Source organism: Blattabacterium sp. DPU (assembly GCF_011290385.1).
Taxonomy (GTDB): Bacteria; Bacteroidota; Bacteroidia; order Flavobacteriales; family Blattabacteriaceae; genus Blattabacterium.
On record NZ_CP049785.1, the window covers coordinates 377,068 to 389,894 of the forward strand.

Consider the following 12,827-nt stretch of genomic DNA (forward strand, 5'->3'; position numbering starts at 1 on the left):
AAAGTTTATGAAAAAATTTTTTAGTGTAGAAGATGTTATAGATATATATGACCTCATTAAAGAGGCTCTTTTTTTGAAAAATCGTCCATATGATTTTCGTCATATTGGAAAAAATAAAACAATTGGATTGGTTTTTTTTAATCCTAGTTTACGTACAAGAATTAGTTGTCAAAAAGCTGCCTTTAACTTGGGATGTCATACTTGGGTATTAGATGTTCATAGGGATTCTTGGACAATTGAAATGAATGATGGAAATATTATGAATTTTACACAAGAACATATTAAAGAGGCTATTTCCGTAATGAGTATGTATTGTGATATTCTTGCAGTCAGAACTTTTCCTAATCTTTCAGATAAAGATTATGATTATCAAGAAATTATTTTTAATAAAATATTAAATTATTCTAGAGTTCCAGTCGTTAATATGGAAAGTGCGACTTTACATCCTTTACAGTCTTTAGCAGATGTTATGACAATAGCAGAATTTACATCTTTTTTTAAAAAAAGATATAAAGTAGTATTAAGTTGGGCCCCTCATGTAAAACCATTACCTCATTCTGTGGCGAATTCTTTTTCTCAATGGATATCAAAAATAGAACAGATAGATTTTACAATTACATGTCCGGAAAGATACAATTTACATAAAAAATTTTCTCATGGAGCATATACTACACATAATCAAAATGAAGCATTTATCAATGCAGATTTTATTTATGCTAAAAATTGGAGTAGTTATTTAGACTATGGAAAAATGCTTTGTAAAAGTTCAGATTGGATGATTACTGAAAATAAAATGAAACTAACCAATAAAGCTAAATTTATGCACTGTTTACCTGTAAGGAGAAATGTAGTAGTGGAAGATGCTGTTTTAGACAGTAGATATTCCATTGTATTGGAACAAGTAAAAAATAGAATTTACGCTTCGCAAATAATTTTTCTAAAAATGTTAGAATCTTTATCATGAAAATTCATATAGTCAAAATTGGAGGTCATTTGATTAATGATCATAAGTTTCTTCATAATTCATTGATTGCTTTTTGTAAGCTACAAGGATATAAAGTATTGATTCATGGAGGAGGAAGAAAAGCAGATTTTATTTCGAAAAAAATGGGTATTTCTACAAAAATGATACAAGGTAGAAGAATAACAGATAAAGATACTTTGGACATAGTTGTTATGACTTATGCAGGTATAATTAATAAAAATATTGTGTCTACATTGCAATCTTATCATTGTAATGCATTAGGATTATGTGGTGCAGACGGAAACTGCATTAAATCATATTTACGTAAAAAAACAAATATTGATTATGGATATGTAGGGGATATTAATGTAAAAAGTATTAATACACATTTCATCAAATTTTTATTAAAAAATAATATCATTCCTGTGTTATGTTCCATAACACATAATGGAATAGGAAATCTACTCAATACGAATGCAGATACAATAGCTGCTCATATAGCTATGTCTTTAGCTGAGGAAAAAGATTGTGAAGTAGAGTTACATTTTTGTTTTGAAAAAAAAGGAGTATTGCAAAATGTGCAGGATTCTGAATCTTTTTTAAAAAAAATAAATCTTCATTTATTTCAAAAAATGAAACAAAATCAGACCATAACAAATGGAATGATTCCTAAATTAGAAAATGCTTTTATTGCATTACAAAATGGAGTATCTAAGGTCAGCATAGGCCTTCCTAATTATTTAAATGATGTTCATAATAAGACTATGCTATGTCTGTAGTTAACAATTTGAAAGTTTTAAAAAAAGAAGCCATACAACTCCTGAAACAAATCATCAATACGCCTTCCATATCTAAACAAGAAAATCAGGTTTCTTTTTTAATAGAGGATTATCTCCATAAATATGGATTTCATGTAAAAAGAAAATTTAACAATATATGGACTGAAAATAATAATTATCCGAAAGAAAAAGAGATACAAACCATATTATTAAATTCTCATCATGATACGGTAAAACCAGGAAAAAATTGGATAACAGATCCTTTTATTGCCATTAAAAAAGAAGGGAAACTAATAGGATTAGGGAGTAATGATGCGGGAGCTTCTGTTGTTTCATTAATATCTACTTTTATATATTTAAGTAATTTATCTGAATTGTCTTATAAATTAGTTCTTTCTATTACTGCAGAAGAAGAAATATCTGGTTCTTCAGGAGTGAGATCAATTTTACCTGAATTGGGATCAATAGATTTAGGAATAGTGGGAGAACCAACACAAATGCAAGTAGCTATTGCTGAAAAAGGATTAATAGTATTAGATTGTATAGCTGAAGGAAAGACAGGACACTCTGCAAGAGATACAGGGGTTAATGCAATTTATATAGCCACAAGAGATATAGAACACTTGAGAAGCTTTTATTTTGATAGAAAATCGGATTTACTAGGTTTTACTACTTTAAATGTAACTCAAATACAAGGAGGAATACAACATAATGTTATCCCTGATATTTGCTCTTTTGTCATAGATATTAGAACTAATGAATTATATAATAATGAAGAATTGATTGATATGATACGAAAAAAAATTCATTCTAAAATGGAACCACGTTCTTTACATTTTAATTCATCTTTCATAAATTCTATGCATCCTATTGTTTTAAAGGCCAAATCTATAGGAAGAACTACTTATGGATCTCCTACTCTTTCAGATCAAAGTATAATGCCTTTTTCTACTATTAAAATGGGAGTAGGAGACAGCATCCGTTCTCATACACCGAATGAATACGTTTTAATTTCAGAAATCATGGAGGGAATAGATATTTATATCTGTTTGTTGAAAGATTTTAACTTTTGAATTTGAAACAAAAAAGGTAAATTTGTTATGTTTTTTATTTTAAAAAATGGAAAAAGTATGTTACAAGAAATAAACGATGAAAATTTTGAAAAGTTAATTTCTGAGTCAGAAAAGCCTATTATAGTAGATTTTTGGGCCCCATGGTGTGCTCCATGTAGAGCTTTGTCTGTTCTATTAGAAGAAATATTTTCTGAATTTCATACGAAAATATCAGTTTTTAAGTTAAATGTAGATAATAACCCAATAACTTCTTCTAAATATGGTATACGTAGTATTCCTACTATGATTTTTTTTAAAAATGGAGAAAAAAAAGATATCCATATTGGAATTCTTTCTAAAGAAGATATAAGAAAAAAATTAGATACTTTAATTATTTCATAATTTTATTTTCGGTCTGGTAGTTCAGTTGGTTAGAATACATGCCTGTCACGCATGGGGTCGCGGGTTCAAATCCCGTCCAGACCGCTATTCATTATTTGTTATATTTTATTTTATATTTAATGAGATCTTCTACGGATATAATTTTCATATGAAATTTTTGTGCAATTTTAATCAATTGTGGTAAACGTGCCATAGATCCATTTTTGTTCAGTATTTCTATTAATACTCCTCCCGGATGGCATCCTGACATTTGAGTGATATCAATAGCAGCCTCTGTATGTCCAGGTCTTTCCAAAACTCCTCCTTTTTTTGCGCGTAAAGGAAATATGTGTCCTGGTTTGTTAAACGCTTTTGGGTTTACTTCATTAATTAAAGCAAGAATGGTTTTAGCTCTATCTGAAACAGAAATGCCAGTGCTAACGCCATCACCTCGTAAATCTACGGATACTGTGAATGCCGTTCTTCTAGGATCTGTATTATTTTTAACCATCATTTGAAGTTCTAACTGATCACATTTTTTTTCTGTCAAGGAAACACAAAGTAATCCTCTTCCATGAGTAAGGAAAAAATTTATAATTTTAGGAGTTATTTTTTCAGCAGCTATTATGAAATCTCCTTCATTTTCACGATTTTTATCATCAACTACTATAATGATTTTTCCATTTCGTATATCCTGTATAGCCTCTTCAATCCCATGAAAATTTTGATTCAAATCGAAACCCATGTCTATTTTATTTTTAGTTAATTATATAATATAAAAATCATCCATTACAGTTTTATAAGTCATCCATATACTGACTGGAAAAAAAATAAAATTTGGTATCCAAGCTCCTATCCACGGACATATTTCAGCTTTTTCTACTTTATTTTGAGTAATGGTTAGTAAAGTATAATAAATGATGAATATCATCAGTGCTATCATAGTTGGATAACCTATTCCTCCTTTTCTAATAATAGCACCTAATGGTGCTCCAGTAAGAAACATGATAATACATGTGACTGGAAATGTCAATTTTTTTTGCAATTCTAATTGCAGTTTAGCTAAGTATATTTTATTTTTGTAGGCATTGATTTTTTTATAATTTTTATTCTTTAAAAAGTTAATTTTTTGAAAAAGATTTTTTGTATTTAGGTTTTGATAAAAATTATAATCATCTAAGCTTTTTATTTTTGATTCTAAAGGAATTTTAAAATTTTGAATTAAAGTATCAAATTCTACAATTTGATAAGAAGAGTATTGTTCTTTTTTGTCATTATTAAAATTTTCATTGTATAAAACTCCATTTATTAATTTCAATTGAATAGATCCATCTTTTTGATTAGGAATCAAAACTCCTTTTTGAGAAAAAATCGTATTGACAAGTGAATTTTGATCATAAAAGAAAATAAATATATTATATAAATAATTATTTGATTTTTTATCTATTTTTATGAAAAAATTATTAAAAATATTTACGAAAATTCCTTCCTTTAATTTTATAGATGGATGCGTTAATGATATTTGATATCCTAGTTTATGAGCTTTCATTTTTGCTTTTGGAATAACAAAATCTGAAAATAAATATAATAGAATGGATAAAACAAAGGTTATTCCTAAAATAGGAATCATAATACGTAAAAGAGATATACCGGAAGATTTTATAGCGATCAACTCTTGATTTTCTGAAAAATCACCAAATACTATAATAGAAGTCAATAATAGAGCAATGGGAGTAACTAATGGAATAATAGATATCCCAAAATACAATATAAATTGTAATATTATGAAAATACTAAGGCTTTTTCCTGTTAGTTCATCTATTTGACTCCAAAAAAATTGAATCATAAAAATGATAAATATTGTAGAATAAATAATTAAAAAAGGAACCATAAATAAACGAATCATGTACACATCAATTTTTTTTATTCTCATGATAAAGATAAATTTGAATATAAACTTATAATACTTATTCGTTTATTTCCGGTTTTGGCAAAAAAAAGTATTCATTTTTTTGATTTTTTTCCCCATAAAAATCAATAACTTTTTTAATATCTGATAATTCCATGAATGGACATTGTAATCGAATCAATTCATTTTTATTAGAAAATAGCATATCTCCTTTTCCTATTAATTGTTCAGCACCAGTGCAATCTAATATAGTTCTAGAATCTATTTTAGAACTTACTCTAAATGCAATTCTTGCAGTAAAATTTGTTTTTATTAATCCCGTAATTACATCTACTGATGGCCGTTGTGTTGCTATAATCAAATGAATACCTACAGCACGAGCAAGTTGTGCTAACCGGGTTATGTATGTTTCTATTTGTTTTTTTTGATCATTAATATTTAGATCGGCAAACTCATCAATAATTAATATGATATAAGGTAAATGATATTTATTGTATTTTACATCATTATATTCTTTAATATTTCTAACTTTATGTTTTTCTAAAATAGCATATCTTTGATCCATTTCTTTACATAAAGAATTTAATATATTTTTGACTTCATGTAAATCTGTAATAATGGGTTCTATGGAATTCGGAAGTGTAGCAAAATAAGATTTTGAAATTTTTTTATATATTGATAATTCTACTTTTTTTGGGTCAATTAAAATGAACTTGATGTCTTTTGAATTTTTTTTATATAATAGAAAAATAATCATAATATTTAATCCTACGGATTTTCCTTGTCCAGTTGATCCTGCTATAAGTAAATGGGGCATTTTTACTAAATCTACAATAAAAATCTCATTAAATACTGTTTTTCCTAAAGAAATGGGAAGTTCCATTTGATGACTTTTTTTGTTACTTTCTTCTGAAAACAAAATATCTTTCATATCAACAGGATAACGTTTATAATTTGGGATTTCTATTCCAATAGATCCTTTTCCAGGTATAGGAGCTATAATTCTTATGGATATCGCGGATAAATTTAAGGCTATTTCATTTTTTAAGTTTTTGATTTTGGAAATACGTATTCCCACTTTAGGATATATTTCATATAAAGTTATAGTAGGTCCTATGTTCGCTTTTATTTCATATATTTCTATATTATAATAATTCAAGATTTGAATTATTTTTTTTTTATTCGATTCTAAATCGATTTTCAAATTTATATATGACAAATCTTCCTTTTTTTTATAAAGAATAGAATGAAGAATGTTTTTCTTTTTTTTTGGTTGATTTAGAATTCTTGTATTACACAATTGTAATTTGGTTTCTATTTTTTTTTTAAAATTTTGGATTTTTTTTTTCATTTCATTTTTTATGGTTGGAGCACTGATACGAAAAATAATGATCAAGTAAAAAATGATGCTCGTAAAAAGAAGCATATATAATCCTACTTTTCCAAATAAATGAATCAAATAATTTCCTATTTCAAATCCAAAAATTCCACTGAATATTCCTTCATCAGGAATAATAACATAAAAAAAGATGGGAAACCATATACTAAAAAATAACAATTTATATATTGTGGATTTGTAAAAATTATTCAACAGTTTTTTCTTAATGAAAAGAATTTTTAATCCCGTGATAAATAAAAATATAGGAATAGAAAAAGCACTAATTCCTATTCCACAATGAATAAAATAGTGAGCTACGATAGCTCCCATTTTTCCAAGCAAATTTTCTGCTATGATTTCTTTATCAAAAAGTTTTTCGAGTTGACTTTGATCATTTTTCCAATGAAAAAGAAAAGAAAAAAAACTTAAAAGCAAAAAAAGACTATTTCCTAATAAAAAAAATCCAAAAATGGTTTTAAAAGTTTTTTTATCATTTTTTTTTATTTTATTTGTTTCCATTTTTTTATATAGTTATGATAAAAATTGAATCTTTTTAAACTATTTGTTTTGGTTTAAAAAAGTTTTTTATATATTATGATTGAATAATAAAATTAAAAAAATGAAAAAAACAAAAATTATTTTCCTTATTCTTTTTTTAGGATTTTTTTATTCTTTTCACAGTTTTGCAAAAATTATAAAGAAAAAAAAAACAGTAGAAGAAAATCCTCATTTTAATATATTTTTAGATTTTTCTAGTAGTCTTAATTCTACAGTAAAAACAGTAAAAAAAGAATTTTCTGAAGGTTCTCGTTTTTCTGAAGACTATTTAGGCTTGGAAGTAGTAGGAAAGGCAACTGATAAAATTAGTTATCGTTTTGTAAAACAGTTTAAAAAAACAGAAAATGAAAATACGGAAAATTATGGAATGGTTGATGTGGCATATTTAAAGTATAAGTGGAACGATAAACTTTATTTTTTAGTTGGAAAACAACCTTTTTCTTTTGGTAGTATGGAATATGCTAATAGTTTCTATGATCATGCATATCGTTATACGAATGTATATAAAAATAAGGAGAATTCTGTTGGATTCAGTTTTGTTTATCTTCCCATAAAAAATCATGAGTTTCAATTTCAAATAGTTAATGGGGAGAAAAAAAGGGAAAAAAATGTGGGTGTAGTTGAAGAAGAACATCATCCTATGGGATATTCTTTGAATTGGAATTGGAATTTTAATAAAATCTTTCAAAATAGATGGTCCTATTCCATTTTTCAAGAAAATGATAAAAAAATATTTTGGAAATTATTAGCTTTAGGTAGTAAATTAAATTTGAAACCTATATCCATAGAAGCAGATTATATATTGAGCAATGAGAATATAGAAAAAAATGTAAAAATTGCAAAAATTTTACAATCATCAAATCAAAACTATTGTTCTTTTCCTATAAAATATGGAACTTATTTAGTAAAATTAAAATATAACTTTTTTCCAGAATGGAATTTAATTATCAAAGGAGTATATGAAATAGGGACTTATAAAAAAGGAATAAATAATATTTTGGAAAAAAATAAATTGTTTCAAAAAGCATATACTTATTATGGAGGTGTAGAATTTATACCTTTTATAAAAAAAAATGATCTTAGTTTTTATTTTTCATATCAAAACCAAATAATAAATTACAAGTTATATTCAATGAAAAAAGAAAATAAGAATAATCATTTTATCATTTTAGGATTTAATTATCGTGTTAAAATGATTTAAATAAGATTTAAATAATTATAAAAAATATCGAGTTGCATCTCGATATTTTTTTTATTGTCAGTATGAAAATCGGACTTTATTTTGGATCATTTAATCCTATTCATTTAGGACATACAATTATTGCTAATCATATAATAGAATTTTTGGACATAGATTATGTTTGGTTTGTGGTTTCTCCACAAAATCCATTAAAAAAAAAAAGAATCTTGTTGATTATAAACATAGAATCAAAATGGTTAAAATAGCTGTTGATGATTATGTAAAAATGAGTGTTTTGGATATTGAATATGGATACTTTCCTTCTTATACAATTCATACACTTTCTAAAATAGAAAAAAAATATCCCAAAAATCAATATTATATTCTTTTGGGAGAAGATTCATTTTATTCTTTGAATAAATGGAAAAATTATAAAATTATTTTAAACAAATATGACATTTTAGTTTATCCTAGAATTGGATTTTTTTCTCATTCTGTTTTTAAGCATAAAAAGGATAACATAATTTTTTTGAAAGCTCCAATTATTGAAATATCTTCTTCTTTTATTAGAAAATCTATTCAAGAAGGAAAAAACATAAAACCGATGTTACATGCAGAAGTTTGGAATTATATGAATAAATATAAATTTTATATAAAAAAGTAAAGTTCTTTTTTGTTCTAAAATTTAGAATAATATTCATGGGCTTTTTTTAACAATCTTATAAACTCAAGTTCTCCGAATATTTTTTTTATGGAATGCAAATTTGGTTTTTTTACATAAAATTTTTCTTCATGAAAAGAAAAAAAAGGAATATTAGTAACAATAGTAATTAATTTTTTTGATAAAAGACCCAAATTTTTATTTTTTTCAATATTTTCTTTAATTTTTCCGTTAAGATCATGAGTTGAGTTCAATAATTTTTCAATAGTTCCATATTTTTGAACAAATTTTATGGCATTTTTGATTCCAATTCCCGGCAATCCTGGTATATTATCAGAAGGATCTCCCATCATACTCCATAAATCTATAACTTGTTTTGGATGATTAACCCCAAATTTTTTTTGTATTTCTTCTATTCCCCAAATTTTTTTTGTATTTCCTTTAAAAGGTGGAATATAAACTTTAACATTTTCTGTTATGAGTTGAAAAAAATCTTTATCTAAAGTGATTATATAAACAATATATCCTTTATTTTCTGCTTTTCTAGCTATTGTTCCAATAAAATCATCGGCTTCATATCCGTTGTTAGCATAACAAAAAGAAATTTGAAAAGTTTTTAAAATATTGATAATATAAGGAATAGCCATACAAATAGCTTCCGGTGTTTTTTTTCTATGTGCTTTATATTTTTCATATTCTTTTTTTCTAAAAGAAGTTTCTTGATTGTCATCAAAAATAATAGCTATATGGGATGGTTTTTCATGATTTAATATGTTCATCAACAAATATGTAAAATTTATAATAGGCGAAGTATTGAGTCCTTTAGAAGTGAAAAGAGGATTATGTTTATATGCATAATAACTTTGATAAATAAGGGGATATGCGTCAATTAAAAATAATTTTTTATTATTATTCATATACCAATTTTTATTTTATGAAAAAATCAAATAAATATAAAAAATATACAGTGACTGCTGCTTTACCATATGCAAATGGACCAATTCATATAGGACATTTGGCCGGCGTTTATTTACCCGCAGATATTTTTGTCCGTTATCTTAGACGTAAAAAAATAGATGTTATTTTTATATGTGCTTCGGATGAACATGGAGTCCCTATTGCTATACAAGCTAAAAAAGAAAAAAAAACGCCTCAAGAAATAGTAAATAAGTATCATTATATGATTAAAGATTGTTTTAATAATTTTGGAATACAGTTTGATCATTATTCTAGAACTTCTACAAAAATTCATCACGAAATTTCTACTTATTTTTTTAAAAAACTTCATGAAAAAAAAAAGATTTTTGAAAAAGTATCTGAACAATATTATGATAAAGAAGCTAAACAATTCTTAGCGGATAGATATATATCTGGAACATGCCCACATTGTAAAAATAAAGAAGCTTATGGAGATCAATGTGAAAATTGTGGAAGTACGTTAGTACCTGAAGATTTAATATATCCAAAATCAACTATAAGTGGAAGTTTTCCTATTTTAAAAAAAACTAAACATTGGTATTTTCCTTTAGATCAATATCAAAAATTTTTGGAAAAATGGATTTTAATTAAACATAAAAAAGATTGGAAAGTAAATGTATATGGACAAGCAAAATCTTGGTTAAATCAAGGATTAAAACCTCGTGCTATAACAAGAGATCTAAATTGGGGAGTTCCTGTTCCGAACAATAAAGAAAAAGTTTTGTACGTATGGTTTGAAGCTCCTATAGGATATATTTCTGCTACTATAGAATGGGCTAAAAAAACAAAAATAGATTGGGAACCTTATTGGAAAGATGAAAAAACAAAATTAATTCAATTTATAGGAAAAGATAATATTGTTTTTCATTGCATTATTTTTCCAGTTATACTTAAAGCATGTAATAGTGAATATATCCTTCCAGATCAAATATTGGCTAATGAATTTCTTCATTTAGAAAATAAAAAAATATCAACTTCTAAAAATTGGGCAGTATGGGGTCATGAATATTTAAAAGATTTTCCAAATCAACAGGATACACTTCGTTATATTCTTATAGCTAATATGCCTGAAAAAAAAGATAATAATTTTAATTGGAAAGATTTTCAAAAAAAAAATAATACTGAATTGGTTGCTATATTAGGAAATTTTGTGAATAGAAGTTTAACTTTAACACAAAAACACAATAAAGGTGTTGTTCCTTATCCTGAAATGTTATCTATAAAGGATAAAAACATTTTAAAAAAAATTAAAAATTATCCAGAATATATAGGTAATTTAATTGAATCCTATCAATTTAGAGAATCCTTAGCATGTTTTATGGATTTAGCTAGACTAGGAAATAAATATTTAACAGAAGAAGAACCTTGGAATAATAAACAAGAAAAACGTGTCAATACGATACTTTATGTATCGTTGCAAATTGTTGGGACATTGGCTCAATTAGCGGAACCTTTTCTTCCACATACAGCAAAAAAATTGTTAGACATACTTCAATTGAAAACTTTTTTTTGGAATCAAATAAAAAATATAAAAGAAATATTATGTCCCGGACATGTATTAGGCAATACCTCATTTTTATTTCAAAAAATAACTAACGAAAGTATTGAAAAACAAATAAAAAAACTAGAAAAAATACAACAATAGTTATTTACGAAAAATAGCGGAGAGAGAGGGATTCGAACCCCCGGAGGGATTCCCCTCAACGGTTTTCAAGACCGCCGCAATTAACCACTCTGCCATCTCTCCCTATATGTGTATGTCTACTATGTTTCTCAAAAGATCTTGCATTGTTTCTCTTTTTCTGATAAGAAAATCTTTTCCATTAAAAATCATAACTTCAGAAGGTCTATAACGAGAATTATAATTAGAAGACATAGAAAAACAGTAGGCTCCCGCATTTTTAATGCATAAAATATCTCCTTCACGGATTTCTTTAACTTTTCTATTCAATCCAAAAGTATCTGATTCACAAATATATCCTACTACTGTATAAAAACGAAAACGACCATTGGGATTAGAAATATTTTCAATACAGTGATAAGCATCATAAAACATAGGACGAAGAAAATGATTAAAACCTGAATCTACTCCAGCAAATACAGTAGAAATCGTGTGTTTAATAACATTGACACTGACTAAAAAATATCCAGATTCACTAACTATGAATTTTCCTGGTTCAAAAATTAAAGTAATTTGACTTCCATAATTTTTACAGAAATCTTCAAATTTTTCTGTAATAGAGGAACTTAAAGAAGTTAGATCCGTTTTTACATCATTTTTTGTATATGGAACTCTAAACCCACTTCCAAAATCAATATAATCAAGATTTGGAAAATCTATAGCTATTTGAAACAATACTTGAGACCCTAATAAGAAAGCTTGAATGTCTGAAATATCAGATCCTGTATGCATATGAAATCCTTCTATTTTAAGTCCGGTATTCTTTAATATCCTTTTCATATGAGGAATTTGATAGTAAGAAATACCAAATTTAGAATCAATATGTCCTACTGAAATTTTAGAATTTCCTCCTGCCATAATATGCGGATTAATTCTGATTCCTATAGCATAATCAGGATTATATTCTCCAAATTGTTCTAAAATGGATAGATTATCTAAATTTATTCTAACTCCGAATTCTACTGCTTGTTTTATTTCTTGAATAGAAACACAATTAGGTGTGAATATAATTTTTCTAGGATTAAAACCTGCTTTTAATCCTAGTTCAACTTCCTGAATAGACACAGTGTCTAATCCGCTTCCCAATTTTTGTAAAAATTTTAATATATTCAGATTAGTATTAGCTTTACAGGCATAATTAATGATTAAATTTTTTATACCACTAAAAGCATTTTTCATCTTGAGATATTGTTTCCTTATTTTGCAAGAATCGTATACGTAAAGTGGAGTGCCATATTTTTTTGCAAGTTTAATTAAATATTCTCTATGAACTGGGACACTCTTATTTTCTAATCCATGTATCATA

The 12,827-nt window shown here is 26.1% G+C and carries 11 protein-coding genes, 2 tRNA genes and 1 pseudogene; 8 read left to right on the forward strand and 6 right to left on the reverse strand.

Going from position 1 to position 12,827, the window contains the following annotated elements; genetic code table 11:
- Nucleotides 1–7: 7 nt before the first annotated feature.
- From G9C01_RS01860 to G9C01_RS01880, 5 genes are all read left to right on the forward strand, one after another.
- Entirely contained in the window at nucleotides 8–964 is a 957-nt protein-coding gene (locus G9C01_RS01860; RefSeq protein ID WP_166265703.1) for an N-acetylornithine carbamoyltransferase, read from the forward strand.
- Complete coding sequence (gene argB / locus G9C01_RS01865; protein WP_166265706.1) at nucleotides 961–1,743, forward strand: acetylglutamate kinase; 783 nt, start codon at nucleotides 961–963, stop codon at nucleotides 1,741–1,743. The genes G9C01_RS01860 and argB overlap by 4 nt, the downstream gene beginning before the upstream one ends.
- On the forward strand, nucleotides 1,734–2,816 hold the full coding sequence (locus G9C01_RS01870) for a M20 family metallo-hydrolase (protein WP_166265709.1): 1,083 nt from the start codon (nucleotides 1,734–1,736) through the stop codon (nucleotides 2,814–2,816). Before argB ends, G9C01_RS01870 begins: the two co-directional genes overlap by 10 nt.
- 57 nt (nucleotides 2,817–2,873) lie before the next feature.
- Nucleotides 2,874–3,197, forward strand: a complete 324-nt coding sequence (gene trxA, locus G9C01_RS01875) for a thioredoxin (protein WP_166266400.1) — start codon at nucleotides 2,874–2,876, stop codon at nucleotides 3,195–3,197.
- Between the two features lie 10 nt (nucleotides 3,198–3,207).
- A tRNA-Asp gene (locus G9C01_RS01880) sits at nucleotides 3,208–3,281 on the forward strand.
- A 7-nt stretch (nucleotides 3,282–3,288) separates the two neighbouring features.
- On the opposite strand, the gene ribB is transcribed toward G9C01_RS01880, so the two are convergent.
- The 3 genes from ribB to G9C01_RS01895 are packed head-to-tail and all read right to left on the reverse strand — an operon-like array spanning nucleotide 3,289 to nucleotide 6,982.
- Nucleotides 3,289–3,921 carry a 3,4-dihydroxy-2-butanone-4-phosphate synthase gene (gene ribB / locus G9C01_RS01885; protein ID WP_166265712.1) on the reverse strand — a complete coding sequence of 211 codons (633 nt, stop codon included), beginning with the start codon at nucleotides 3,919–3,921 and terminating at the stop codon, nucleotides 3,289–3,291.
- Between the two features lie 21 nt (nucleotides 3,922–3,942).
- Nucleotides 3,943–5,109 (reverse strand): LptF/LptG family permease, encoded by a 1,167-nt coding sequence (locus tag G9C01_RS01890; RefSeq protein ID WP_166265715.1) that lies wholly within the window; start codon nucleotides 5,107–5,109, stop codon nucleotides 3,943–3,945.
- 34 nt (nucleotides 5,110–5,143) lie between these two features.
- Nucleotides 5,144–6,982: a DNA translocase FtsK 4TM domain-containing protein gene (locus tag G9C01_RS01895; RefSeq protein ID WP_166265718.1), complete on the reverse strand. Its 1,839-nt coding sequence runs from the start codon at nucleotides 6,980–6,982 to the stop codon at nucleotides 5,144–5,146.
- A gap of 100 nt (nucleotides 6,983–7,082) precedes the next feature.
- Here G9C01_RS01895 and G9C01_RS01900 point away from each other — a divergent pair, with 100 nt between their 5' ends.
- Together G9C01_RS01900 and nadD are read left to right on the forward strand one after the other, a co-directional pair.
- A complete protein-coding gene (locus tag G9C01_RS01900; RefSeq protein ID WP_166265721.1) occupies nucleotides 7,083–8,222 on the forward strand; it encodes a porin in 1,140 nt (379 codons plus the stop codon).
- A 62-nt stretch (nucleotides 8,223–8,284) separates the two neighbouring features.
- Nucleotides 8,285–8,865 (forward strand): annotated as a pseudogene (gene nadD / locus G9C01_RS01905) (nicotinate (nicotinamide) nucleotide adenylyltransferase).
- 14 nt (nucleotides 8,866–8,879) lie between these two features.
- Here nadD and G9C01_RS01910 read toward each other — a convergent pair.
- Entirely contained in the window at nucleotides 8,880–9,779 is a 900-nt protein-coding gene (locus G9C01_RS01910; RefSeq protein WP_166265724.1) for a 5'-3' exonuclease, read from the reverse strand.
- Between the two features lie 17 nt (nucleotides 9,780–9,796).
- Here G9C01_RS01910 and metG point away from each other — a divergent pair, with 17 nt between their 5' ends.
- Entirely contained in the window at nucleotides 9,797–11,485 is a 1,689-nt protein-coding gene (gene metG, locus G9C01_RS01915; RefSeq protein ID WP_166265727.1) for a methionine--tRNA ligase, read from the forward strand.
- Between the two features lie 17 nt (nucleotides 11,486–11,502).
- On the opposite strand, the gene G9C01_RS01920 is transcribed toward metG, so the two are convergent.
- Both G9C01_RS01920 and lysA read right to left on the reverse strand, forming a co-directional pair.
- Nucleotides 11,503–11,587: transfer RNA gene (locus tag G9C01_RS01920), tRNA-Ser, on the reverse strand.
- Complete coding sequence (gene lysA, locus G9C01_RS01925) at nucleotides 11,588–12,826, reverse strand: diaminopimelate decarboxylase (RefSeq protein WP_166265730.1); 1,239 nt, start codon at nucleotides 12,824–12,826, stop codon at nucleotides 11,588–11,590.
- Nucleotide 12,827 lies beyond the last annotated feature (1 nt).